The sequence below is a fragment of the Magnetospirillum sp. SS-4 genome, assembly GCF_902729425.1.
GTDB lineage: Bacteria > Pseudomonadota > Alphaproteobacteria > Rhodospirillales > Magnetospirillaceae > Phaeospirillum.
The window spans coordinates 52,211-76,494 of sequence record NZ_LR746530.1 but is presented as its reverse complement, the minus strand read 5'-3'; the positions used below and the strand labels follow the sequence as shown (position 1 = coordinate 76,494).

18 protein-coding genes and 1 other RNA gene are annotated in these 24,284 nt (G+C 68.1%); 18 read left to right on the top strand and 1 reads right to left on the bottom strand.

The genetic code is table 11. The annotated features are described in order from the left end of the window. Positions 1-77 precede the first annotated feature (77 nt). The 18 genes from MTBSS4_RS19105 (at position 78) to MTBSS4_RS19020 (ending at position 21,467) form a co-directional block, all read left to right on the top strand. Positions 78-1,775, top strand: a complete 1,698-nt coding sequence (locus MTBSS4_RS19105) for an iron ABC transporter permease (RefSeq protein WP_173984956.1) — start codon at positions 78-80, stop codon at positions 1,773-1,775. Beyond that, positions 1,772-2,830, top strand: a complete 1,059-nt coding sequence (locus MTBSS4_RS19100) for an ABC transporter ATP-binding protein (protein WP_173984955.1) — start codon at positions 1,772-1,774, stop codon at positions 2,828-2,830. Before MTBSS4_RS19105 ends, MTBSS4_RS19100 begins: the two co-directional genes overlap by 4 nt. A 76-nt stretch (positions 2,831-2,906) precedes the next feature. Further along, positions 2,907-4,550, top strand: coding sequence for a glucose-6-phosphate isomerase (gene pgi, locus MTBSS4_RS19095; protein WP_173984954.1), 1,644 nt, complete (start codon positions 2,907-2,909; stop codon positions 4,548-4,550). Between the two features lie 141 nt (positions 4,551-4,691). Beyond that, positions 4,692-6,428 (top strand): diguanylate cyclase, encoded by a 1,737-nt coding sequence (locus MTBSS4_RS19090; RefSeq protein ID WP_173984953.1) that lies wholly within the window; start codon positions 4,692-4,694, stop codon positions 6,426-6,428. A gap of 25 nt (positions 6,429-6,453) precedes the next feature. After that, positions 6,454-8,265, top strand: a complete 1,812-nt coding sequence (gene mutL, locus MTBSS4_RS19085) for a DNA mismatch repair endonuclease MutL (protein WP_173984952.1) — start codon at positions 6,454-6,456, stop codon at positions 8,263-8,265. Between the two features lie 92 nt (positions 8,266-8,357). Next, on the top strand, positions 8,358-10,760 hold the full coding sequence (locus tag MTBSS4_RS19080) for a PAS domain S-box protein (protein WP_254432663.1): 2,403 nt from the start codon (positions 8,358-8,360) through the stop codon (positions 10,758-10,760). Between the two features lie 54 nt (positions 10,761-10,814). Then, positions 10,815-11,021 (top strand): hypothetical protein, encoded by a 207-nt coding sequence (locus tag MTBSS4_RS19075; protein ID WP_173984951.1) that lies wholly within the window; start codon positions 10,815-10,817, stop codon positions 11,019-11,021. 279 nt (positions 11,022-11,300) lie between these two features. Further along, positions 11,301-11,507: a hypothetical protein gene (locus tag MTBSS4_RS19070; RefSeq protein WP_173984899.1), complete on the top strand. Its 207-nt coding sequence runs from the start codon at positions 11,301-11,303 to the stop codon at positions 11,505-11,507. 32 nt (positions 11,508-11,539) lie between these two features. Beyond that, positions 11,540-11,862, top strand: a transfer-messenger RNA (tmRNA) gene (ssrA, locus tag MTBSS4_RS19065). A 60-nt stretch (positions 11,863-11,922) separates the two neighbouring features. Then, entirely contained in the window at positions 11,923-12,420 is a 498-nt protein-coding gene (locus MTBSS4_RS19060) for an SspB family protein (RefSeq protein ID WP_173984950.1), read from the top strand. Between the two features lie 111 nt (positions 12,421-12,531). Beyond that, positions 12,532-14,148, top strand: coding sequence for a fumarate hydratase (locus MTBSS4_RS19055; RefSeq protein ID WP_173984949.1), 1,617 nt, complete (start codon positions 12,532-12,534; stop codon positions 14,146-14,148). A gap of 97 nt (positions 14,149-14,245) precedes the next feature. Continuing rightward, positions 14,246-14,479 (top strand): hypothetical protein, encoded by a 234-nt coding sequence (locus tag MTBSS4_RS19050; protein WP_173984948.1) that lies wholly within the window; start codon positions 14,246-14,248, stop codon positions 14,477-14,479. A 33-nt stretch (positions 14,480-14,512) separates the two neighbouring features. Further along, positions 14,513-15,241, top strand: coding sequence for a GNAT family N-acetyltransferase (locus tag MTBSS4_RS19045; RefSeq protein WP_254432662.1), 729 nt, complete (start codon positions 14,513-14,515; stop codon positions 15,239-15,241). A 54-nt stretch (positions 15,242-15,295) separates the two neighbouring features. After that, positions 15,296-16,234 carry a tRNA (adenosine(37)-N6)-dimethylallyltransferase MiaA gene (miaA, locus tag MTBSS4_RS19040; RefSeq protein WP_173984947.1) on the top strand — a complete coding sequence of 313 codons (939 nt, stop codon included), beginning with the start codon at positions 15,296-15,298 and terminating at the stop codon, positions 16,232-16,234. Between the two features lie 102 nt (positions 16,235-16,336). Continuing rightward, positions 16,337-18,103, top strand: a complete 1,767-nt coding sequence (locus tag MTBSS4_RS19035) for an acetolactate synthase 3 large subunit (RefSeq protein ID WP_173984946.1) — start codon at positions 16,337-16,339, stop codon at positions 18,101-18,103. Between the two features lie 16 nt (positions 18,104-18,119). Further along, entirely contained in the window at positions 18,120-18,635 is a 516-nt protein-coding gene (ilvN, locus tag MTBSS4_RS19030; RefSeq protein WP_173984945.1) for an acetolactate synthase small subunit, read from the top strand. Between the two features lie 120 nt (positions 18,636-18,755). Then, positions 18,756-19,775 carry a ketol-acid reductoisomerase gene (gene ilvC, locus MTBSS4_RS19025; protein ID WP_173984944.1) on the top strand — a complete coding sequence of 340 codons (1,020 nt, stop codon included), beginning with the start codon at positions 18,756-18,758 and terminating at the stop codon, positions 19,773-19,775. 513 nt (positions 19,776-20,288) lie between these two features. Continuing rightward, positions 20,289-21,467 (top strand): bifunctional 2-polyprenyl-6-hydroxyphenol methylase/3-demethylubiquinol 3-O-methyltransferase UbiG, encoded by a 1,179-nt coding sequence (locus tag MTBSS4_RS19020; RefSeq protein ID WP_173984943.1) that lies wholly within the window; start codon positions 20,289-20,291, stop codon positions 21,465-21,467. A gap of 22 nt (positions 21,468-21,489) precedes the next feature. Here the strand turns inward: MTBSS4_RS19020 and MTBSS4_RS19015 are convergent, their stop codons facing one another. Then, positions 21,490-24,189, bottom strand: coding sequence for a cation-transporting P-type ATPase (locus MTBSS4_RS19015; RefSeq protein ID WP_173984942.1), 2,700 nt, complete (start codon positions 24,187-24,189; stop codon positions 21,490-21,492). Between the last annotated feature and the right edge of the window lie 95 nt (positions 24,190-24,284).

Below are 24,284 nucleotides of genomic sequence, written 5' to 3'. Positions count from 1 at the left end.
CCGAAGCAAAGGCCGGCATGGCCGGAACCGGCCCGACACCACTTGCAAGCGATTATCGACTGCATTAGGGTCCTGCCATGACGTCTTCCAGCCTGACTCCATCCTCGACCGCGATGGCCCGGAACCGGCCGGCCATGCCGGGCCGGGGCTGGTCGGTCACCGTGCTGGTCCTGGTGGCGGTGGTGTCGCTGCCGGTGCTGGCGGTGGCGGCCAATCTGCTGCGCCCCGCCGGCGACGTATGGACCCATCTGGTCGACACCGTCCTGGCGACCTATGTCGCCAATTCCGTCTGGCTGATGCTGGGCGTCGGGGTCGCCGTGGCCGTCGGCGGGGTGGGGACCGCCTGGCTGGTCACCATGTGCCGCTTTCCGCTGTCGCGGTCGCTGGAATGGGCCTTGCTGCTGCCCATGGCCATGCCGGCCTATGTGGTGGCCTACACCTATACCGGCCTGCTGGACTATGCCGGGCCGGTCCAGTCGCTGCTGCGGGCCGTGTTCGGCTGGGAATCGGCCAGGGATTACTGGTTCCCCGAGATCCGCTCGCTGGGCGGGGCGATCAGCGTCATGGCCATGGTGCTGTACCCCTACGTCTACATGCTGGCCCGCGCCGCCTTCCTGGAACAGTCGGTCTGCGTGCTGGAGGCCAGCCGCACCCTGGGCTGCCGGCCGTGGCGGGCCTTTCTCCAGGTAGCGCTGCCGCTGGCGCGGCCGGCGGTGGCGGCCGGCGTCGCCCTGGCCCTGATGGAGACCCTGAACGATTTCGGCACCGTCCACTATTTCGCCGTCGACACCTTCACCACCGGCATCTACCGGACCTGGCTGGGCATGGGCCAGCCGGTGGCGGCGGCCCAGCTGGGCGCGGTGCTGATGATGTTCGTGCTGGCCCTGGTGCTGGCCGAACGCCTGTCGCGCGGCTCGCGCCGGTTCCACCACACCACCGGCCGCTATCGCCGCCTGCCCCGGCTGCGGCTGCGGCCGCTGGCGGCGGCGGCGGCGCTGCTGTTCTGCCTGACGCCGATCGTGCTGGGCTTCGCCCTGCCGGCCGGGGTGCTGGCCGTGTGGACGGCCGAGGGCGGCTTCATCGCCGCGCTGGAGGGCGATTTCATGGTCCTGGCCCGCAACAGCATGGTGCTGGCGCTGGTGGCCGGGCTGGTGGCGGTGGCGGTGGCGCTGCTGCTGGTCTACGCCCAGCGCCTGCATCCCCGCCCGTTGGTCAGGGGCGGCGTGCGGCTGGCCTCGCTGGGCTATGCCGTTCCCGGCTCGGTGATCGCGGTGGGCACGCTGGTGCCGCTGACGGCGGTGGACCGGCTGCTGGCCGATTTCGCCCAGAACCGGCTGGGCTGGAGCGTCGGCCTGCTGCTGACCGGCTCCATCGCCGGGCTGGTCTACGCCTATGTGGTGCGTTTTCTCGGAGTGGCGGTGGGCGGGGTCGAGGCCAGCCTGGGCAAGGTGACGCCGTCGATGGAGGCCGCCGCCCGCACCCTGGGGGAAGGCAGCCTCGGCGCCTTGCGGCGGGTTCATCTGCCCATCATCCGGGGCAGCCTGCTGTCGGCGGGGCTGCTGGTGTTCGTCGACGTGATGAAGGAACTGCCCGCCACCTTGATCATGCGGCCGTTCAATTTCGACACCCTGGCGACCAAGACCTTCACCCTGGCCTCGGACGAACGGCTGGCCGAGGCGGGGGCGCCGGCGCTCGCCATCGTGCTGGTGGGGCTGTTGCCGGTGGTGCTGCTGAGCCGGACCATCGCCGGGTCGCGGCCGGGAGGGGGACAATGACGGACGGTTTGGTGCTGGAGGCGGTGGGCCACGATTACGACGGCGTGCCGGTGGTGGGCAAGGTCAGCCTGCGGGTGGGGCCGGGCGAGCTGGTCTGCCTGCTGGGGCCGTCGGGCTGCGGCAAGACCACCACCTTGCGCATCAGCGCCGGGCTGGAGGTGCCGCGTCGCGGCCGGGTGATCCTGAACGGCCGGGTGGTGTCGGGCGGCGGCGTCCACCTGCCGCCCGAGGAACGCCACGTCGGCTTTCTGTTCCAGGATTTCGCGCTGTTTCCCCATCTCGACGTGCTGGCCAACGTGGCGTTCGGCCTGACCGCCCTGGCCAGGCCGGCGCGGCGCGAGCGCGCCATGCAGATGCTGACCCAGGTGGGCATGGGCGATTACGCCGGGGCCTGGCCGCACCAGCTGTCGGGCGGCCAGCAGCAGCGGGTCGCCCTGGCCCGCGCCCTGGCGCCCAGCCCGGCGCTGATGCTGCTGGACGAGCCGTTTTCCGGCCTGGACAAGCGGCTGCGCGACCAGGTGCGCGACGAGACCCTGCATGTGCTGAAATCCAGCCGGGTCTCCACCCTGATGGTGACCCACGATCCCGAGGAGGCCATGTTCATGGCCGACCGCATCGCGGTGATGCGGGGCGGCGACATCGTCCAGATGGGCAGCCCGGACGAGTTGTACAACCATCCCCGGGATGCCTTCGTCGCCTCGTTCTTCGGCGAGGTCAACCTGCTGGACGGCGTGGTCCGCCACGGCCGCGTCGTGACGCCGCTGGGGGAATTCGCGGCTCCTCCGTCCCTGGCCGAGGGCAGCGCCGCCGAGGTGCTGGCCCGTCCCGAGGCGCTGTCGCTGACGGTTTCCGAGCGGGGCTGGGCCACGGTGCTGGCCTCCCGCCTGCTGGGCCGTTCCAGTCTGGTCCACCTGCGGGTGGAACGCGACGGCATGCCCGCCTGCCACCTGCACGCCCGCCTCAGCGCCGGCGTCACTCCGGCCGAGGGCCAGCGGGTCAGCATCGCGGTCGACCCGGCCAGGGTGTTCGTGTTTCCCGGCCCGAATTTGCCTTGAAGCGGGCAGTTGCGATAGACTCCTCCCCGTTCCGGTTCCGCCGGGGCGGGTTTCCTCTTGTGGAGAGTCAGCGGCCATGACCAATCCCATCCGGCTTCCCGCCTGGGCCGCCCTGGAAGCCAGGGCGGCGTCCGTCGGCTCGTGGTCCATGCGCGCCATGTTCGAGGCCGACCCCGACCGCTTCCGCCGCTTCTCGCTGTCGCTGGACGGGCTGCTGCTGGATTATTCCAAGAACCGCATCGATTCCGACACCCTGGGCCTGCTGGAGGCGCTGGCGGTTCAGGCCGGCCTGCCCCAGGCCCGCGACGCCATGTTCGCGGGCGAGCGGATCAACGTCACCGAGAACCGGCCGGCGCTGCATGTGGCGCTGCGCAACCGTTCCCATCGGGCGATGATGGTCGACGGCGTCGACGTGATGCCGAAGGTCCGCGCCGTGCTGGACAAGATGAGGGACTTCTCGGAGCGGGTGCGTTCGGGAGAGTGGCGGGGCGCCACCGGCAAGGCCATCGCCAGCGTGGTCAACATCGGCATCGGCGGCTCCGACCTGGGGCCGGTGATGGTGACCGAGGCGCTGAAGCCCTATCAGCGTCCCGGCCTGGCGGCGCGCTTCATCTCCAACGTCGACGGCAGCCACGCCGCCGAGGTGCTGAGGCTGTGCGATCCCGAAACCACCCTGTTCATCGTCGCGTCCAAGACCTTCACCACCCAGGAGACCATCGCCAACGCGCGGACCTGCCGCGACTGGCTGGTGGACAAACTGGGCGAGGCGGCGATTCCCCGCCACTTCGTCGCCCTGTCCACCAATGCCGGGGCGGTCGCCGAATTCGGCATCGACACCGCCAACATGTTCGAGTTCTGGGACTGGGTCGGCGGCCGCTATTCGCTGTGGTCGGCCATCGGCCTGTCCATCGCGGTGGCGGTCGGGTTCGAGCGGTTCGAGGAACTGCTGGACGGCGGCTTCGCCATGGACGAGCATTTCCGCACCGCGCCGCTGGCCGCCAACATGCCGGTGATCCTGGCGCTGCTGGGGGTGTGGTACGGCAACTTCCTCGGCGCCGGGGCCTATGCGGTGCTGCCCTACGACCAGTACCTGCATCGCCTGCCGGCCTATCTGCAACAGTTGGACATGGAAAGCAACGGCAAGGGTACCGCCCGGGACGGCCGACCCGCCACCTGGCAGACCGGCCAGATCGTGTTCGGCGAGCCCGGCACCAACGGCCAGCACGCCTTCTACCAGCTGATCCACCAGGGCACCAGGCTGATCCCCTGCGACTTCCTGGCCGCCGCCCAGAGCCACAATCCGCTGGGCGAGCATCACCTGATGCTGCTGTCCAACGTGCTGGCCCAGTCCGAGGCGCTGATGAAGGGCCGCGCCGAGGCCGAGGTCCGGGCCGAACTGGCCGCCGCCGGCATGGACGAGGCCGCCATCGCCCTTCATCTGCCGCATCGGGTGTTCGAGGGCAACCGCCCCAGCAACACCTTGCTCTATCGCCGCCTCGACCCCCGCACGCTCGGGATGCTGATCGCCATGTACGAGCACAAGGTGTTCGTCCAGGGCGTGGTCTGGGACGTCTACAGCTTCGACCAGTGGGGCGTCGAACTGGGCAAGGTCCTGGCCAAGGCCGTCCTGGCCGACCTGAAGGCCGATACTCCCCCGGCCGGCCACGACTGTTCCACCACCGGCCTGATCGAGGCGATTCGAGGCTTGCGGAAGTCCTGATAACCATCCGTCAAGAAACATCTCAATTCTTCCGCCGCCGTCATTTGAATTCATCTGGTATCCGCCCGACGGAATGGATATACCTTCCGCCGGGAAGGATAGTTCTCTGGTATTACCATAGACCAACGGGCTGGGCGGCCGATGACAACTGAAGATTGCCCCGAAACGGCCGCCGAACGGCGCCGCAAGGGGCCGCGCTTTGGCGCCAATTTCATGAACGTGCTGGAGGTGTCGCGGGATCTGGTCTGCCTGTGCGCCGACGGGGTGATCATCGACGTCAACAGCGCCGGCCGCGCCATGCTGGGCGCCGAAAGTCCGGACCAGCTGATCGGACGCGGTTTTTGCGAGATGGTGGGCGGCGATTACGCCCAGGTGCTGGACGAGCTTCTCTTGCTGCGCGAGATCGAGGTGGCGGCGATTCCGGCGCAGGTGCGGCGGCTGAGCGGCCGCGTCTTCGACGCCGAGATCCAGATTCATCCGGCGCGCGAGCTGGGCGGCGTTCACGCGGTGGTGACGGTGCGCGACATCAGCCGCCAGGGCCGGCTGGCCCGCACCGCCCGCGAGAGCGAGGACCGCTTCCGGGTGCTGGTGGAAAAGTCCATGCACCTGATCGCCCAGTGCCATGGCGGGCGCATCGTCTACCTCAACGCCGCCGGACTGAAGATGCTGGGGATCGAAAGTTCCGCCGATCTCGGGGCCATGATGGTCGCCGACATGTTCCACGGCGACTATCGCAGCATCTTCGCCGCCGATCTGTCGGCCCTGCTGGCCGAGCCCGGCATGCTGCCGGTCCGCCTCGCCCACCGCGACGGCTCGGCGTTCGACGCCCAGGTGCTGGTGACGCCGCTGCCGTCCAAGGGGGTGGTGCCGGAATACATGATCGAGGCCCGCGACATTTCCAGCCATCTTCGCGCCGTCGCGGCGCTGCGGCGCATGAACGACACCCTGGAAAGCCAGGTGGCGGTCCGCACCCGCGAACTGGCCAGGGAGCGGTCCTTGGCGCTGGAGGCCAAGGGATTCGTGGAAAGCCTGCTGGAGGCGGTGCCCAACCCGCTGTGGTGGAAGGGGCTGGATGGACGCTTCCGTGGCTATAACCGGGCGTTTCGCGAGATTCACGGCCTCGGCCCCACCGAGTGGATCGGGCGCACCACCGCCGAGACCTTGCCGCCGGCCTTCGTCGGCAGCGCCGTCGCGGCCGACGCCAGGGTTCTGGGCGGCGAGGGGGCGGTGCAGTACGAGGCCCGGCTCGACTTCATCGACGGACGGATACACGACGTGGTGGTCAGCAAGACCGCCTGGCGCTCGCGTCCCGACCGGCCCGAGGGCGTCATCGGCGTCATGCTCGACATCACCGAGCGCAAGCGGATGGAAGCCGAATTGCGGCGCATGGCCACGACAGACGCCCTGACCGGCATTTCCAACCGCCGCCATTTCATGTCCCTGGCCGCCGCCGAGGTGGAGAGGGCGCGCCGCCATTCCCGGCCGCTGGCCGCCCTGATGCTCGACATCGACCATTTCAAGCGCATCAACGACACCTTCGGCCACCCGGTCGGCGACGAGGCCATCAAGGCCATGGCCGCCGCCTGCACCCAGGCGCTGCGCGGCATCGATCACCTGGGCCGCCTCGGCGGCGAGGAATTCGCCGTCATCCTGCCCGATACCGATCAGGCCGCCGCCATGGCGGTGGCCGAGCGCATCCGCGCCGCCGTCGCCGCCATCGTCGTCGCCACCGGCCGGGGCGACGCGGTCTTCACCACCAGCATCGGCGTCGCCGCGCTGAACGATGCCGATGCGTCGGCGGAACCCCTGCTGTCGCGGGCCGACGCGGCGCTCTACGCCGCCAAGACCGGCGGCCGCAACAAGGTGGTGGCGGGATAGGGGCGGCCCCCGTTACACTCGGCCCATGTCCGTTCGCCTGCTTCCCCCCACCCTGGTCAACCAGATCGCCGCCGGCGAGGTGGTGGAGCGTCCCGCCTCGGCGGTGAAGGAACTGGTGGAAAACGCCCTCGACGCCGGGGCCGGCCGCGTCGAGGTGGCGCTGGTGGACGGCGGGCAGGCGCTGATCAGCGTCACCGACGACGGCGGCGGCATGACCCCCGACGACATGATGCTGGCGGTGGAGCGCCACGCCACCTCCAAGCTGCCCGACGACGATCTGGTGCGCATCCGCTTTCTCGGCTTCCGGGGCGAGGCGCTGCCCTCGATCGGCTCGGTGGCCCGCCTTGCCCTGACCAGCCGCCCCAGGGGCGCCGATACCGCCTGGAGCCTGTCGGTCGAGGGCGGCGCCAAGGGCGCTCCCATGCCGGCCGCCCATCCTCCCGGCACCCGGGTCGAGGTCCGCGACCTGTTCTACGCCACGCCGGCCCGCCTGAAATTCCTGAAATCGCCCCGCGCCGAGCTGGCCCAGGCGGTGGACGTGGTGGAACGCCTCGCCATGGCCCATCCCGCCGTGGCGTTCTCGCTGTCCGACGGCAGCCGGACGGTGCTGGACCTGCCGGCCCGGCGGGGCGAGCCCGCCGCCGCCCGGCTGGCCCGCGTCGCCGCCGTGGTCGGACGCGATTTCGAGGCCAACGCCCTGGCGCTGGACGCCGAGCGCGACGGCGTCCGCCTGACCGGCTGGGCCGGGCTGCCCACCTATAACCGCGCCAGTTCCGCCGCCCAGTACCTGTTCGTCAACGGCCGTCCGGTCAAGGACCGGCTGGTGATCGGGGCGGTGAGGGGGGCCTATCAGGACGTGCTGGCCCGCGACCGCCATCCGGTGGTGGCGCTGTTCCTCGATCTCGACCCCGACCAGGTCGATGTCAACGTCCATCCCGCCAAGGCCGAGGTGCGATTCCGCGATTCGGGGGGGGTGCGCGGCCTGATTGTCGGCGCCATCCGCCACGCCCTGGCCGCCGCCGGCCATCGCGCCAGCACCACCTTGACCGAATCCGCCCTGGGGGCGCTGGGCGGCGGGTCTTCGTCCCACGCCTTTCCGCCGCGCGCCTTTTCCACCATGCGCGCCTCCTCGCCGTCGCTGCTGCGCGAGGCCGGGCGGGCCCAGGCCCCCCTCTTGGGTCTGGCCGAGGCGCTGCCGGGCCTGGAGATGCCGCCCGCCGCCCCGCCCGGCGACACGGACGGGATGGCGGAGACCGGCTATCCGCTGGGCGCCGCCAAGGCCCAGCTGCACGACACCTACATCGTCGCCCAGACCGCCGACGGGCTGGTGATCGTCGATCAGCACGCCGCCCACGAACGCCTGGTGTTCGAGCGCATGAAGCAGGCCCTGGCCGAGGGCGGCGTCCGCCGCCAGGGGCTGCTGCTGCCCGAGGTGGTCGACCTGGGCGAGGCGGCCGCCGTCCGCGTCGTCGAGCGGGCCGGCGAACTGGCGGAGCTGGGGCTGGTGGTGGAGGCGTTCGGCGGCGGCGCCGTGGTGGTGCGCGAGGTTCCCGCCCTGCTGGGGGACGCCGACGTCCAGGGATTGGTGCGCGACCTTGCCGACGAACTGGCCGAATGGGGCCAGGGCCATTCGCTGCGGGAACGGCTGTTCGACGTCTGCGCCACCATGGCCTGCCACGGTTCGGTCCGGGCCGGCCGCCGTCTGGCCCCGGCCGAGATGAACGCCCTGCTACGCCGGATGGAGGCGACGCCGCTGTCGGGGCAATGCAACCACGGCCGTCCCACCCATGTCAGCCTCAGCCTCGCCGACATCGAGAAGCTGTTCGGCCGGCGCTAGCCGGATTTCAGTGGTCTTGCGTTCCAATGCCGAAGTGATAGCCTGGATTCCTTCTGTTCACGGGGCGGAAGGGGACGGGACTGAAAAGCGAAATGCAACTGCGCCGCCCTCTCGCCATGTCGCTGATGGGGGCGCTGGTCATCTGGACGCTGGTCGGCCTGCTGATCTGGCGCGACCGGGAAGAGACGCTGCGATCAAGCGGCCTGCTGACCCAGTCCCTGACCCGCACGGTGGCCGAGCATCTGGACGGGGCGCTGCGCGGCGTCGACCTGGTGCTTCAGGACGTGGTCGCCAGGGCCGCTGACCGCGCCGGCGGCGGCGATGCCGCCCTGGTCGCCTTCATGAAAAGCCGCAGCGCCGCCTTTCCTGAATTGCGCAACCTGTTCCTGATCGACGCCGCCGGCGTGGTCACGTCGTCGACCCTGCCGTCGCTGGTGGGGCAGGACCTCAGCCACCGGCCCTATTTCGCCGCCGCCAGGGCGACGCAGCGTCCGGTCCTGATGCTGAACCAGCCCGCCTACAGTCCGGTCACCGGGCGCATGGCGGTGGTGGCGTTCCGGCCGGTCGTGGGGCCGCTGGGGGATTTCAAGGGGGTGGTGGCCGGAGCCCTGAACCCCGAGTTCTTCCGGGAGGTCCTGACCGGCGCCCTTTCCGAGGAAGTCGACCGCGCCGTCATCGCCAATGCCCAGGGCGACGTGCTGGCCCGCCTGCCGGACGAGGCCGCCGCCGCCACCCCGTCCATCCGGGGCGGTCCGCTGTTTGCCCAGCATCTGCCCAGGGCGCGGTCCGGCACCTTCATCGCCGTCAGCGCCTTCGACGGTCTCGAACGGCTGGCTTCGTACGAGGCGCTGGAACGCTATCCGGTGGTGGTGTCGGTGGGGGCCACGGTGGCGACGGTCCTGCGCCGCTGGAGCCGCAACGCCGCCGTCATCGCCGCCGCCGGAGCGATGTTCAGCCTGCTGGTTCTGGTCATCGCCCTGCAACTGGACCGCCAGAACCGCGCCGAGCGCGCCGCCGCCGCCGCCCTGGCCGCCAGCGAGGAGAATTACCGCCCGCTGGTGGAGAACCAGGAAGACCTGATTCACCGCTATCGGCCCGATACGTCGCTGGTCTTCGTCAACCGGGCCTATGCCAGGTTCTACGGCGACGAGTCGGATTCGCTGATCGGACGGCGGTGGCTGGATTTCGTTCCCGCCGAGGAACACGCCGAGATCACCGGGCTGCTGCGGTCGCTGACCCCGGCCTCGCCATCCCGCGTCGACCGCCGTCTGGTGGTTCGCCCCGGACGGCCGGATTGCTGGATCGAGTGGCGCACCACCGCCCTGTTCGACGCCAGGGGCGTCCTCGCCGGATTCCAGACCATCGGCCACGACGTCACCGACGCCACCCTGGCGCAGCAGGCGATCGCCGAGCGCGAGGAACTCTACAGCCAGATATTTCACCGCAATCCGGCGGTCAAGCTGCTGATCGATCCGATGGACGGCCGCGTCGTCGACGCCAACGAATCCGCCTCCATGTTCTACGGCTATCCCGTCGACGTCCTGAAGGGCATGCGGATCACCGACATCAACATCCTGCCGCCCGACGCGGTGAAGGCCGAGATGGCGGCGGTGGCCCGGGGCGACCGTCCGTTCCTGCGGTTCAGGCACCGGCTGGCCTCGGGCGCCCTTCGCGACGTCGAGGTGTTCTCGTCGCCGCTGAATGTCAAGGGCCGGGCCTATCTCAGCAGCATCGTGGTCGACGTCACCGAGCGCAACCGCTTCGAGGCGGCGCTGGCGGCCAAGTCGGCCGAGCTGGAACGCTCCAACGCCGACCTGGAGCAGTTCGCCTATGTCGCCTCCCACGACCTGCGGCAGCCGCTTCGGATGGTATCCAGCTTCATCGCCCTGCTGGCGCGGCGGCTGGCGGGCAAGCTGGGGCCGGAGGAAACCGAATTCATGGACTTCGCCATCGCCGGGGTGAAGCGAATGGACGCCCTGATCCTGGCGTTGCTGGACTATTCGCGGGTCGGCCGCGGCGGCGAGACCCTCCGCCCGGTGGACCTGACCGAGGCGGTTCGCGAGGCCGCCGCCAATCTGGGCATCGGCGGCGCCGGACAGGACGCCTCGCTGGTCATCGGCGAGGGACTGCCGGTCATTCACGGAGTTCCGGGCGAGTTGATCCGCCTGTTCCAGAACCTGCTGGGCAACGCCCTCAAATACCGCCACCCGGACCGGCCTTCCCGCATCGCCGTCGGCGGGCGGCATGACCGGGGCGAATGGGTGGTCTGGGTCGAGGACAACGGCATCGGCATCGCACCCGAACATTTCGAGCGGATATTCAAGATGTTCCAGCGTCTCAACATCGACGACGCGGTCGAGGGCACCGGCATCGGCCTGCCCATCTGCCGCAAGATCGTCCAGACCCATGGCGGCCGCATCTGGGTCGAGACGCCGCCGGAGCAGGGCAGCCGGTTCTGCATCGCCTTTCCCGATGGCTCTTCCGGCGGCGGTTGACGCGGCCGGGGCTTTGCGCGAGCCTGGGCGCCGGGCCGAAGGGAGTGGCGAAGCATGAAGGTCGTGTCGATTTCGTTCAACGACAACCAGGGCGTCAGCATGGATGTGGAGGGGGTGACCCATATCGGGGCCGCGACCCCCATGGAACTGGAGGACGGCCGCTGGTTCCTGGAGCTTCTGATCCGTACCGCCTCGGGCACCGTGGCGCTGCAACTGGTGGCGGATTCCCCGGAAAAGTTGGTGATCGGCAGCTATGCCTGATCTCGGTGCTGCGACGCACAAGAAAGGCGCTTGACTCCAATCCGGTATTTTGGTACCACAATACACATTACTGCTTTGTCTCCCTTTCGATCTTGGCGGAACCCGGTGCTGAACCGAGTTCCGCCACTTTTTTGTCATGCGTCCAGCCGATTGCTGCGCCGCACAAAAATATATCGCATGGCGACGCCTGATTGAGGCACACTGGAACAACCGTGCGGGATGACGGCTCCGCCCATGGTGGGGCGGACTCGGCATCCGGGACGAAAGCAGAGGTCGAAAATGCTGGGACCAGCGGAATTGCGCGAAATCTACGACGCCCTCCACGGCATGGGGCTTCAGCCGGTGCGCCTGCCCGAGGGGCGCAGCCCCTATCTGTCGCCCGCCTTCGCCGCCGGCATGGCGATGACCAAGGCCCTGCGCAAGCCGGTTCCGGCCGGCTCCGCCGTGGCGGCGCCCACGTCCGGCGATGCCGCCCCGGCGAAGTAATGCCCCGTCACGGGGGGATTTTCCGACAGGATGGGCTGGCGCTTCGCGGCCGGGCGCTCTATATTGAGAGGGTCGGGCAACCGACTATGACGCTAAACGCCACGCGGAATAGACGTTACGGACCCGGGGGCGGTACCCGGCGCCTCCACCAGATCGTTCCGGCCACCCGCGACGGCCGGACCCCCTGGGGGCGAAACAGGATCGACGTGCGCAGTAAAGGTGTGGTTTGCGTTCGGCATGATACCACCGTTATCGGGTCAATCCTAACAAGTGCCAACGACAACGTTGAACTTGCCGCTGCGGCTTAACCCGTAAGCGCGGTCCGGGGGGCACCGGGCAACAGAAGCCCCCCACTTAATCGACGGCGTTCCGCTCTCGCGGGGCGCCCGGACTTCGCGAAGGGATGCCGGGGCCGATGGCGGTCGAAGAATTGCGCTACGACAAGATGGTGGAAGAGGCCCTGCGCGGCGTGGTGCGCGATGCGCTGACCTTGGCCGCCGAACTGGGATTGCCCGGCGACCACCATTTCTACGTCACCTTCCGCACCCACCATCCCGGCGTGGCGTTGTCCAAGCACATCCTGGCCCGTCATCCGGACGAGATGACCATCGTCCTCCAGCACCAGTTCTGGGACCTGGACGTCACTCACGATCAGTTCGCGGTCACCTTGTCCTTTTCCGGCAAGTCCGAGCGCCTGTTGATCCCGTTCTCGGCGGTGACCGGCTTCGCCGACCCGTCGGCCAAGTTCGGGTTGCAATTCCAGGCGGTGCCCGAGGATGCCTTCGAGGATGAGGACGAGGACGACGCGGACGAGGAGGTCGCCGCCGCCCCGCCGCCCGCGGGCGAGCCGGATTCCGGCCAGCCGGCCGGCGACGGCAAGGTGGTGACGCTGGACCGCTTCCGGAAGAAGTAGCTCCCTACTCCCTTGACGCCCCTCTGAAAAAGGTGTTTGACCAGAAACCGCCGTCCAGCCCCGACGGGTGGGGCGGCGTCATTCGCCCTCTCCTGCATAAGGTCGCCCGCCATGACCGGTTTCGCCTTCCACGAGATTTTTCCGCTCGGCCACGACGATACCCCCTATCGCAAGATCTCCAGCGACGGGATCGGCACCGCCAGCCTGAACGGCCAGAGCGTGGTGACGGTGGCGCCCGAGGCCATAATCCGGCTGACCAAGGAGGCGATCAAGGATACCTCGCACCTGCTGCGTCCCGGCCACCTCGCCCAGTTGCGCGCCATTCTCGACGATCCCGACGCCTCGGCCAACGACCGCTTCGTCGCCTACGACCTGCTGAAGAACGCCTGCATCGCCGCCGGCGGGGTGCTGCCCATGTGCCAAGACACCGGCACCGCCATCGTCATGGGCAAGAAGGGGCAGAACGTCTGGACCGGCGGCGATGACGAGGCCGCCATCTCGCAGGGCGTGCAGGAAGCCTATACCGAACTGAATCTGCGCTATTCCCAGACCGCGCCGCTCGGCATGTACGAGGAGGTCAACACCGGCACCAACCTGCCGGCCCAGATCGACCTCTACGCCACGGCGGGCGATTCCTACAAGTTCATGTTCATGGCCAAGGGCGGCGGCTCGGCCAACAAGACCTTCCTCTACCAGCAGACCAAGGCGCTGCTGAATCCGGATTCGCTGCTGAAGTTCCTGGACGCCCAGATCAGGACGCTGGGCACCTCGGCCTGCCCGCCCTATCACCTCGCCATCGTCATCGGCGGCCTGTCGGCCGAGATGTGCCTGAAGACGGTCAAGCTGGCGTCCGCCCGCTATCTCGATTCGCTGCCCGGCGAGGGCAACAAGTACGGCCAGGCCTTCCGCGACCGCGAGCTGGAGCAGGTGGTGCTCAAGATGACCCAGGACATGGGCATCGGCGCCCAGTTCGGCGGCAAGTACTTCTGCCACGACGTCCGCGTCATCCGCCTGCCGCGCCACGGCGCCTCGTGCCCGGTGGCCATCGGGGTGTCGTGCTCGGCCGACCGCCAGATTCTCGGCAAGATCACCCGGGACGGCGTCTATGTCGAGCGGATGGAGACCGATCCCGCCAGCTACCTGCCCGAGATCGACCCCTCCAAGCTGGCCGGCGACGTGGTCCGGATCGACCTCAGCCGCCCCATGGACGAGATCAGGAAGACCCTGTCGCAATACCCGGTCCGGACCCGCGTCTCGCTGACCGGGCCGATGATCGTGGCCCGCGACATCGCCCATGCCAAGCTGAAGGAACGCCTGGACCGGGGCGAGGGGCTGCCCGACTACTTCAAGCAGATGGGGGTCTATTACGCCGGCCCGGCCAAGACGCCGTCCAACTACGCCTCGGGCTCGTTCGGGCCGACCACGGCGGGGCGCATGGATTCCTACGTCGAGCAGTTCCAGGCCGCCGGCGGCTCCATGGTGATGATCGCCAAGGGCAACCGCTCCAAGGCCGTCACCGACGCCTGCAAGAAGCATGGCGGCTTCTACCTGGGCTCCATCGGCGGCGCCGCCGCCCGCCTCGCCCAGGACTGCATCAAGAAGGTCGAGGTCATCGAATACCCGGAACTGGGCATGGAGGCGATCTGGCGGATCGAGGTGGTGGACTTCCCCGCCTTCATCGTGGTCGACGACAAGGGCAACGACTTCTTCGCCGAGTTCGCGCACTGATGCCCGCGGGCGGGCGCCACGGAAGATGGTGCCCGCCCCGGAGCTGGGCTATAATGATCGCCGGGCTTACCGAACGGCCCTCTGCGGGAGAACAAGAATGACAGACCCGTTCAAGAGCATGCTGGAAATGCAACGCGCCATGCTGGATGGGTGGATGGCGTCCACCTCCCAGATGATGAAGTACTGGCAGCATATGCTGGAGTTGCAGGAACAACTCATCACCCAGGCGACCATCGTCGCCCGCACCCATGTGGAGATCGACGACGGCCCCTCCTTCACCGGCAAGTACGGCAAGCGCCGCTTCGATATCGATCCGGAACGCGATGTCTGACCGTCTCGCCGACTCGGTTGGGGGGTGGGCTCGGTGAGTCAGGAGGTCAATTCCCTCGGCCAGCCGGTGGGTGAACCGATTCCTGGCTGGACTCCCCGGCTGCGGCCACCGCACACGGTCATGGAGGGGCGGTTCTGCCGGGTCGAGCCCCTGGACGCCGCCCGCCATGCCGCTCAGCTTTACGCCGGCATCGCCGAGGACGTCGAGGGCCGCACCTGGACCTACCTGTTCTACGGTCCGTTCGAAAGCGAGGCCGGATTCCGGGCCTGGCTCGACGACGCCACCGCCAGCGCCGACCCTCAGTTCTACGCGGTGGTCGACCGCGCCAGCGGCATCGCCCTGGGGGTGGTCAGCTATCTGCGCATCGACGCCGCCGCCGGGGCCATCGCCGTCGGCCACATCATCTTCGCCCCGTCCCTGCGCCGCACCCCCGCCGCCACCGAGGGCATGTACCTCATGCTTCGCAACGCCTTCGACACCCTGGGCTACCGCCGTTGCGAATGGCGCTGCGACACGCTGAACACCTCGTCGCGCAATGCCGCCGAACGTTACGGCTTCCGCTTCGAGGGGGTGTTCCGGCAGGCGGCGGTCAACAAGGGCCGCAATCGCGATACCGCCTGCTATTCCATCATCGACGGGGAATGGCCGCACGTGCGGGACAGTTTCCAGCGCTGGCTCCGCCCCAATAATTTCGGCGCCGACGGGCGGCAGCGCGAACGGCTGTCGACCATGGTCGCCACCCTGACCGATGGCGCGTCTTAGCGGCGGGCCCCACATGCGCGCCGCATCGCGGGTCGCCAGCGACCAAACAACTTCATGAACCATTCCGCCCTGGTCATCGCCGGTCCCACCGCCTCGGGCAAGTCCGGGTTGGCGCTTCGTCTCGCCCACGAGTTCGGCGGCGTGGTGATCAACGCCGATTCCATGCAGGTCTATACCGGCCTGCCCATTCTCACCGCCCAGCCGTCCATGGAGGACCAGGCGCGGGCGCCGCATCGGCTGTACGGGGTTCTGCCGCCGTCGGAGACCTGTTCGGCCGAGCGCTGGCGGGACATGGCGGCGGCCGAGATGCGGGCGGCGTGGGAGGCCGGCCGGCTGCCGGTGGTGGTGGGCGGCACCGGCCTTTACATCCGCAGCCTGATGGAGGGGCTGTCGCCCGTTCCCGACATTCCCGAACCGGTGCGGGCGGCGACGCGGCAACGGCTGGCCGAGATCGGCAACCGGGCGTTTCACGCCTTGCTGGCCGAACGCGACCCCGAGATGGCGGCCCGGCTGGCGCCCGGCGATTCCCAGCGCATGGCCCGCGCCTGGGAAGTTCTGGAAGCCACCGATCGCTCGCTGGCCCGCTGGCAGGACGAGCCCCGCATCGGCGGCGTCGCGGCCCGCTGGCATGTCATCGCCCTGCTGCCGCCGCGCGAACGTCTTTACGCCGCCTGCGACGGCCGCTTCCAGGCCATGGTGGAAACCGGCGCCCTGGACGAGGTTCGCGCCGTCGCCGCCCTGGGGCTCGACCCCGCCCTGCCCGTCCTCAAGGCGTTGGGGTTTCGCGAACTGGCCGCTCATCTGGCCGGCGAGCTGGATTTGGCGACCGCCATCGCCCTGGCCCGGCAGGCCACCCGCAACTACGCCAAGCGCCAGACCACATGGCTGCGGCATCAGTTGATGGCGTCTGAAACCATCTCCGCGCAATTTTCGGAAAGTTTGATGGCCGCAATCTTTCTGAAAATTCGTCGGTTCCTCTTGACCACCCCGTGACATGAAGATAGTTTGTCCCGCTCTTGCCGCATTGCGGCGGAACGGTATTGCCGTGCTCCGACGGGGGCGGTTTCGATGCAACGAGATATGTAAGGTGCAGACATGGCGCATCACGATACGCTGACAGGGGCGGAAATCCTCCTCAAGGCCCTGGTCGACCAGGGGGTTGAGGTCATTTTCGGGTATCCCGGCGGCGCCGTACTGCCCATCTACGACGAGCTGTTCAAGCAGAACCGGCTGCGCCATGTCCTGGTGCGCCACGAACAGGCCGCCGTCCATGCCGCCGAGGGTTACGCCCGCTCCACCGGCAAGGTCGGCTGCGTGCTGGTGACCTCCGGCCCCGGCGCCACCAACGCCGTCACCGGGCTGGCCGACGCGCTGTGCGATTCAGTGCCGCTGGTCTGCCTGACCGGGCAGGTGCCGACCCATCTGATCGGCAACGACGCCTTCCAGGAAGCCGACATCACCGGCATCACCCGGCCCTGCACCAAGCACAATTACCTGGTCAAGGACGTCGCCGACTTGGCCCGGACGGTGCACGAGGCCTTTCACGTCGCCCGTTCCGGCCGGCCCGGCCCGGTGCTGGTCGACCTGCCCAAGGACGTGATCCAGAACAAGGGCGAGTATCAGGCGCCGTCCAAGGTGAAGTCCAAGTACAAGCCGCAGGTCAAGGGCGACCTCAAGGCTATCGAGAAGGCGGTCGAGATGATCGCCCACGCCAAGCGTCCCATCTTCTACGTGGGTGGCGGCGTGGTGAATTCCGGCCCGGCCGCCTGCCAGCTGCTGACCCAGTTCGTGCGCATGACCGGCTATCCCTGCACCCTGACCCTGATGGGCCTAGGCGCCTTTCCCGGCTCGGACCCGCTGTTCCTCGGCATGCTGGGCATGCACGGCACGGTCGAGGCCAACATGGCCATGCACGATTGCGACCTGATGATCAACATCGGCGCCCGCTTCGACGACCGCGTCACCGGCCGGGTCAACGGCTTCTCGCCCAATTCCAAGAAAATCCACGTCGACATCGACCCCAGCTCCATCAACAAGAACGTGGTGGTTGACCTGTCGGTGGTCGGCGATTGCGCCCATGTCCTGGAGGACATGATCAAGGTGTGGAAGGCCAAGCAGTGCCGGGTCAACGAAAAGGCGCTGAAGGAGTGGTGGAAGGCCATCGACGAATGGCGGGCCATGGACTGCCTCGCCTTCGAGAACTCCAACAAGCTGATCAAGCCGCAATACGCCATCCAGCGCATCTACGAGCTGACCCGCCACCGCAATCCCTATATCTGCACCGAGGTCGGGCAGCATCAGATGTGGGCGGCCCAGCACCTGAAATTCGACCTGCCGCATCATTGGCTGACCTCGGGCGGCCTCGGCACCATGGGCTACGGCATGCCGGCGGCCATGGGCGTGCAGATGGCGCACCCGGAAGCGCTGGTGATCGACATCGCCGGCGAATCCTCGATCCAGATGAACATCCAGGAGATCGCCACCCTGGTGCAGCATCGCCTGCCGGTGAAGGTGGTCATCCTCAACAACCAGTACATGGGCATGGTCCGCCAGTGGCAGGAGCTGATTCACGGCGGCCGCTACTCGGAAAGCCACATGAACCACCATCCCGATTTCGTCAAGCTGGCCGAGGCGTTCGGCGCCGTCGGCCTGAGGGCGGAGAAGCCGTCCGAGGTGGACGGCGTCATCAAGGAGATGATGGCGGTCGATCGCCCGGTGATCGTCGAGATGCGCACCGATGCGTCCGAGAACGTCTTCCCCATGATCATGCCCGGCATGGCCCACAACGAGATGGTGCTGGGGCCGGAAGACAAGAGCCGCGACAAGTCGGGCTCGGAAGAAGACGGCATGGTTCTGGTGTGAGAAGGGGGTAACGAACGTGACCAAAGCAGTCGAGGAAATCCAGCGCCACACCATCGCCGTCCTGGTCGACAACGAATCGGGCGTGCTGGCCCGCGTCATCGGCCTGTTCTCGGGGCGTGGCTACAACATCGAAAGCCTGACGGTGGCCGAGGTGGACTCGCACGACAAGCTGTCGCGCATCACCATCGTGACCTCGGGCACCGCCATGATCATCGAGCAGATCAAGAACCAGCTGCGCCGGCTGGTGCCGGTGCACAAGGTCCACGATCTCACCATCGAGGGGCCGCATGTCGCCCGCGAACTGGCGCTGATCAAGGTGGTGGCCGGCGGCGAGAAGCGGGTGGAATCGCTGCGCATCGCCGATATCTTCCGGGCGCGCGCCATCGATTCCACCAACGAATCCTTCGTGTTCGAGGTGGTGGGCTCGACCGAGAAGGTCGACGCCTTCATCAACCTGATGGAGCCGCTGGGGCTGGCCGATGTTTCGCGGACCGGCGTCGTCGCCATTGCACGCGGACCGAATCCGATTTAAGGAGAACGCCTCATCCCTCGAGACGCTTCGCTCCTCGGGATGAGGGTCTTGGAATATTGGGCGCCTCATCCTGAGGAGGCGCGGAGCGCCGCCCCGAAGGACGGCTAAGGAGAAGATACCATGCGCGTCTATTACGACCGGGATGCCGACGTCAATCTGATCAAGAGCAAGAAGGTGGTGGTGGTCGGCTATGGCAGCCAGGGCCACGCCCATGCCCTGAACCTGCGCGATTCCGGCGTCAAGGACGTGGCCGTGGCGTTGCGCGCCGGTTCGGCGACCGCCAAGAAGGCCGAGGCCGAGGGCCTCAAGGTCATGACCCCGGCCGAGGCCGCCAAGTGGGGCGACGTGGTGATGATCCTCACCCCGGACGAGCTTCAGGCCGAGCTGTACTACGCCGATCTGGCCCCGAACCTGAAGCAGGGCGCCGCCCTGGTGTTCGCCCACGGCCTCAACATCCACTTCAGGCTGATCGAGGCCCGCGCCGACCTCGACGTGTTCATGATCGCCCCCAAGGGCCCCGGCCACACCGTGCGCGGCGAATACCTGAAGGGCGGCGGCGTCCCCTGTCTGGTGGCGGTGGAGCAGAACTCCACCGGCAACGCCCTGGAAATCGCCCTGTCCTATGCGTCGGCCATCGGCGGCGGCCGTTCCGGCATCATCGAGACCAGCTTCCGCGAGGAATGCGAGACCGACCTGTTCGGCGAGCAGGTGGTGCTGTGCGGCGGCCTGACCAAGCTGATCCAGTACGGCTTCGAAACCCTGGTCGAGGCGGGCTACGCCCCCGAGATGGCCTATTTCGAGTGCCTGCACGAGGTCAAGCTGATCGTCGACCTGATCTATGAGGGCGGCATCGCCAACATGCGCTACTCCATCTCCAACACCGCGGAATACGGCGACTACGTCACCGGCCCGCGCATCATCACCGACGCCACCAAGGCCGAGATGAAGCGCGTGCTGGAAGACATCCAGTCCGGCCGCTTCGTGCGCGACTGGATGCTGGAATGCAAGGCCGGCCAGCCCAGTTTCAAGGCCACCCGGCGCCGTCAGGCCGAGCACGGCATCGAGCAGGTGGGCGAACGCCTGCGCGCCATGATGCCCTGGATCGCCAAGAACAAGCTGGTCGACAAGGCCAAGAACTGAGCCTTCGGACGTCCGGTCTGCCAACCAAGGCCCCGGCGGGAAACCGCCGGGGCCTTTCCATTTTCCGGACTGGCGGCCGTCGGGGCGAAAGACGTTCCAAGAAAAGCCGAAGCCCCGCGGGAGGCTTGATGCTCGGCGCGGGGCTTTTGGATTCAGGGCCCACAGGCCCTATATATTCGGCGCAAAGGCCGATAAGTCGGATATATGTAATTTGTAGTCAAACGATGCCAAATCAGCGGCACCTCATACTTGACCCGGTGGCGTCATATCTATTAGAACACCCTCCCATCCCCTACGGCCGGCTCCACCTGGGGCCGGCGGTCAGTGGATACTCTGGTGACTGCCGTCCAAGTCCTGTGATCCTCCTGATTTGTTATGAACTCATTATGGACCTGTTTGACAGTGATTGTCAATAAGGTGTCCGGAGCGGTCGTCGATGCATGCCCCGCTTATGGAAGCGTTAACGGTTGGGATGCCATATGGAGCATAACGTCCATCCGCACCCGGGACAGCATGTCCGATCCCGTTGACCGCTTCGCCTTTGGCGCCAACTGGCAGCGCTATCTGAAGGGCAGCTTCACTCCCGAGCGGGCCGAGATCGCCCGGCGGCAGCTGATGGCCTTTCTCCGGCTCGACAGCCTTGCCGGCCGGACCTTCCTCGACATCGGCAGCGGCAGCGGCATCCATTCGCTGGGGGCGTGGCAATCGGGGGCCGCCGAGGTGGTCAGCTTCGATTACGACCCCCAATCCGTCGCCGCCACCCGCTTGCTGCATGCGGCGGCGGGATCGCCCGCCAACTGGCGGGTCATGCAGGGTTCGATCCTGGACGAGGCCTTCTGCGACGCCCTGGGCGTGTTCGACGTCGTCTATTCCTGGGGGGTGCTGCACCACACCGGCGATCAGTGGCGGGCGTTCGACAATGCCGCGCGCCGCATGGCCGGGGGAGGGCGGTTCTACGTCGCCCTCTATGCCAGCGAGATCCACATCGATCCGTCGCCGGAGGAATGGCTGGACATCAAACGCCGCTACAATGCCGCCGGCCGGCTTGGGAAGCTGAGGCTGGAACTGTGGCAGTTGTGGGCGACCGTCCTGCGCCGCGACATCCGCAACATCGCCGCCCTGCCGAAATTGTCTCGCGACTACCGCCACTCGCGGGGCATGGCCATGATGGCCGATATCCGGGACTGGCTGGGCGGCTGGCCCATGGAATTCTCGTCCACCGCCGAGGTTCTGGATCATGCCGGCGCCCATGGTCTGGCGCCGGCGGCGGTTGCCGACGGTAACGTCAATACCGAATTCCTGCTGGTGCGCCGGTCGGAGGCCGCCGGTCTCGGACTGGCCGTGGTCGATGCCGGGCCGGCGATTCCGGTGCTGCGTGCCTTCACGGACTTGCCGGAGCGCCCGTTCTTTATTTTCGGCACGGCCCGAGGGGCGGAATTGCTGGTCCAGCGGCTGCGGCGGCGCGGCGGTCCGGAACTTGCCGGCTTCATCGATATCGAGCGGACCGGACGGTTCATGGGGCTTCCGGTCCTGTCGGTGGACGACTTCGCCGCGTCCTGGCCCGACGATACCCCGGTGGTGCTGTCGAACCGCCATGTCCTGCCCAATGCCGAAAGGCTGAGGGGACGGGGCCGCACCGCCCTCTGGAACGCCCATCCCCTGGTGATATCCTTGAATTACCGGGGGCCGTAGCCCGGGGCCGGCTCTCGCCTGGTCACGCTTCGTCGCGCGCCTTTCGTTTCGACATGATCGCCTTTTCCACCTCGATCACGACGAACAGCACGGTGGCGGCGGCAAGGATGCGGCCCCAGGCGGCCCAGCCGAGGGCGGCGCTGTCGAAGACCGCCTGCATGGGGGGCGCGTAGGTGAACAGCATCTGCCACGCCAGCACCATGACGATGGCGATGATGGCGGGACGGCTGACCGACAGCCCCCGCCGGGTCACGGCCGGGCTGTTCATCCGCCGCACGTTCAGCAGGTAGACCACCTCGCCCATCACCAGGGTGTTGACCGCCACGGTCCGGGCGGCGGCGATGTCGGCGTCCTGGGCGATGTCCCACAGGTAAAGTCCCATCACCGCCACCACCAGCAGCACCGACACCAGGACGATGCGCCAGATCAGGAAGCCGGACAGCAGCGGCTCGGCCGGGGGGCGGGGCGAGCGCCGCATGACGTCGTCTTCCGGCGGCTCGAAGGCCAGGGCCAGGGCCAGGGTGACGGCGGTGATCATGTTCACCCACAAAATCTGCTTGGCGGTGATGGGCAGGGCGATGCCCATCACGATGGCGCAGATCATCACCAGGGCCTCGCCGCCATTGGTGGGGAGGATGAAGGCGATGGCCTTCCTGATGTTGTCGTAGACGGTGCGGCCTTCCTCGACCGCGCGGGTGATGGAGGCGAAGTTGTCGTCGGCCAGGACGATCTCGGCGGCCTCCTTGGCCGCCTCGGTGCCCTTGCGGCCCATGGCGACGCCCACGTCGGCCTGCTTCAGGGCCGGGGCGTCGTTGACGCCGTCGCCGGTCATGGCGACCACATGGCCGTTGTCCTGGAGCGCCAGCACCAGCCGCAGCTTGTGTTCCGGCGCGGTGCGGGCGAAGACGTCGGACTCGTCCGCGGCCCGGCGCAAGGCAGCGTCGTCCAGGCCGTCGAGATCGGTCCCGACCATCACCCGCACCGTTCCCATTCCCATCTGCCGTCCGATGGCGGTGGCGGTGCCGGGGTGGTCGCCGGTGATCATCTTGACCGCGATGCCGGCGGCGCGGCATCGCCTGACCGCCGTGATGGCCTCGTCGCGCGGCGGATCGATCAGGCCGACCAGGCCGAGCAGGGTGAAGCCCGCCTCCACGTCGCCGAAGCTGAGTTCGCGCAGGTCCGCCCCGGCCGGCCGGATGGCGATGGCCAGCAGCCGTTCGCCGGTGGCGACCATCCGTTCCGCGGCCTTGTGCCAGCCGGGCGGGTCCAGCGCCTCGTCCTCGCCGTTCCGCCGCTGGCGGGCGCACATGGACAGCACCGCCTCGGGAGCGCCCTTGACCAGGATGAAGTGATGCCCGGCATGGTCATGGTGCAGCGAGGCCATGAAGCGGTGCCCAGATTCGAACGGAATGGCGTCCACCCGCGGAAAGCGTTCGCGTTCCAGGGCGCAATCCAGCGCCGCCTTGCCCGCCAGCGTCAGCAGGGCTCCCTCCATGGGATCGCCCGCCACCGTCCACTCGCCATCGGCTTCGCTCAGTTCGGCGTCGTTGCACAGGGTGGCGGCGCGGCCGATCTCCACCAGGTCCGGCATCAGGGCTGGATCGAGCCTGGCGCCGTCGCGGCAGAAGCCTCCCAGCGGGGCATAGCCCTCGCCCTCCACATGGAACGTTCCGCCGCCGGTGGCGATGCTGCGGACCGTCATCTCGTTGCGGGTCAGGGTCCCGGTCTTGTCGGAACAGATCACCGTCACCGCCCCCAGCGTCTCCACCGCCGGCAGGCGGCGGACGATGGCGTTGCGCGCCGCCATGCGCCGCACGCCGATGGCCAGGGTGATGGTGACGATGGCGGGCAGGCCCTCGGGAATGGCGGCCACCGCCAGCCCCACCGCAGCCAGGAACATGGAATCGGCGGAAAAGCCGTGGACCAGGATGCCAAAGGCGAAGGTCGCCGCCGCCAGCACCAGGATGGCGGCGGTCAGCTGCCGGCCGAACGTCGCCATCTTGCGCAGCAGCGGCGTGGTCAACCGGGGGACTTCGGCCAGCATCAGGCTGATGCGGCCGATCTCGGTGGCGCTTCCGATGGCCACCACCACCCCGGCGGCATGGCCGGCGACCACGCCGGTCCCGGAATAGGCCATGCACGACCGTTCCGCCAGCGCCGCCTCGGCGGCGACCGGATGGCTGGATTTCTCGCACGGCAGCGACTCTCCGGTCAGGACCGCTTCCTGGATGAGCAGGCTCCTGGCGTGGATGATGCGCAGGTCGGCCGAGACCTTGTCGCCGGACTGGAGCATGACCACGTCGCCGACCACCAGATCCTGGGCCGGAATCTCGTGCTTGTGGCCGTCCCTCATCACCATGGCGGTCGGCGTCAGCATTCGCCTGATGGCGTCGAGCGCCCGTTCCGCCTTGCCCTCCTGGATGAAGCCGATCAGGGCGTTCAGCATTACCACGGCGAAGATCACCGCCGCGTCGACGGCATGGCCGATCAGGGCGGTTCCCACCCCCGACACCAGCAGCACGTAGATCAGGACGTTGTGGAACTGCGCCAGCAGCATCATGACCGGTCCGCGCCGCCGGGGCTCGGGCAGGGAATTGGGGCCGTCGGAATGCCGGCGCCTCTCGGCTTCCTCCCGGGACAGGCCGGTGTGGTGGGATGCGGCCGCCGCGAGGACGTCGTCCGCCGTCATGGCATGCCATGCCCTGGCCGGTGCGTCTGTCATTTCACGTCTCTCCCCTGCGGTGGTGGCCGGACTCCGAGTGTGCCCTGGATCGGAACGTCGTGCCAGCGCGCCACAATGATGCCATAATCGGAATG

Excerpts from the sequence above, each read along its gene's own strand:
- MTBSS4_RS19050 (WP_173984948.1), top strand. The coding sequence starts at position 14,246 with ATGACAGACCCGTTCAAGAGCATGCTGGAAATGCAACGCGCCATGCTG.
- miaA (WP_173984947.1), top strand. The coding sequence starts at position 15,296 with ATGAACCATTCCGCCCTGGTCATCGCCGGTCCCACCGCCTCGGGCAAG.
- MTBSS4_RS19105 (WP_173984956.1), top strand. The coding sequence starts at position 78 with ATGACGTCTTCCAGCCTGACTCCATCCTCGACCGCGATGGCCCGGAAC.
- ilvC (WP_173984944.1), top strand. The coding sequence starts at position 18,756 with ATGCGCGTCTATTACGACCGGGATGCCGACGTCAATCTGATCAAGAGC.
- MTBSS4_RS19100 (WP_173984955.1), top strand. The coding sequence starts at position 1,772 with ATGACGGACGGTTTGGTGCTGGAGGCGGTGGGCCACGATTACGACGGC.
- mutL (WP_173984952.1), top strand. The coding sequence starts at position 6,454 with ATGTCCGTTCGCCTGCTTCCCCCCACCCTGGTCAACCAGATCGCCGCC.
- pgi (WP_173984954.1), top strand. The coding sequence starts at position 2,907 with ATGACCAATCCCATCCGGCTTCCCGCCTGGGCCGCCCTGGAAGCCAGG.
- MTBSS4_RS19060 (WP_173984950.1), top strand. The coding sequence starts at position 11,923 with ATGGCGGTCGAAGAATTGCGCTACGACAAGATGGTGGAAGAGGCCCTG.
- MTBSS4_RS19015 (WP_173984942.1), bottom strand. The coding sequence starts at position 24,189 with ATGACAGACGCACCGGCCAGGGCATGGCATGCCATGACGGCGGACGAC.
- MTBSS4_RS19080 (WP_254432663.1), top strand. The coding sequence starts at position 8,358 with ATGCAACTGCGCCGCCCTCTCGCCATGTCGCTGATGGGGGCGCTGGTC.
- MTBSS4_RS19055 (WP_173984949.1), top strand. The coding sequence starts at position 12,532 with ATGACCGGTTTCGCCTTCCACGAGATTTTTCCGCTCGGCCACGACGAT.
- MTBSS4_RS19035 (WP_173984946.1), top strand. The coding sequence starts at position 16,337 with ATGGCGCATCACGATACGCTGACAGGGGCGGAAATCCTCCTCAAGGCC.
- MTBSS4_RS19020 (WP_173984943.1), top strand. The coding sequence starts at position 20,289 with ATGTCCGATCCCGTTGACCGCTTCGCCTTTGGCGCCAACTGGCAGCGC.
- MTBSS4_RS19075 (WP_173984951.1), top strand. The coding sequence starts at position 10,815 with ATGAAGGTCGTGTCGATTTCGTTCAACGACAACCAGGGCGTCAGCATG.
- MTBSS4_RS19070 (WP_173984899.1), top strand. The coding sequence starts at position 11,301 with ATGCTGGGACCAGCGGAATTGCGCGAAATCTACGACGCCCTCCACGGC.
- MTBSS4_RS19090 (WP_173984953.1), top strand. The coding sequence starts at position 4,692 with ATGACAACTGAAGATTGCCCCGAAACGGCCGCCGAACGGCGCCGCAAG.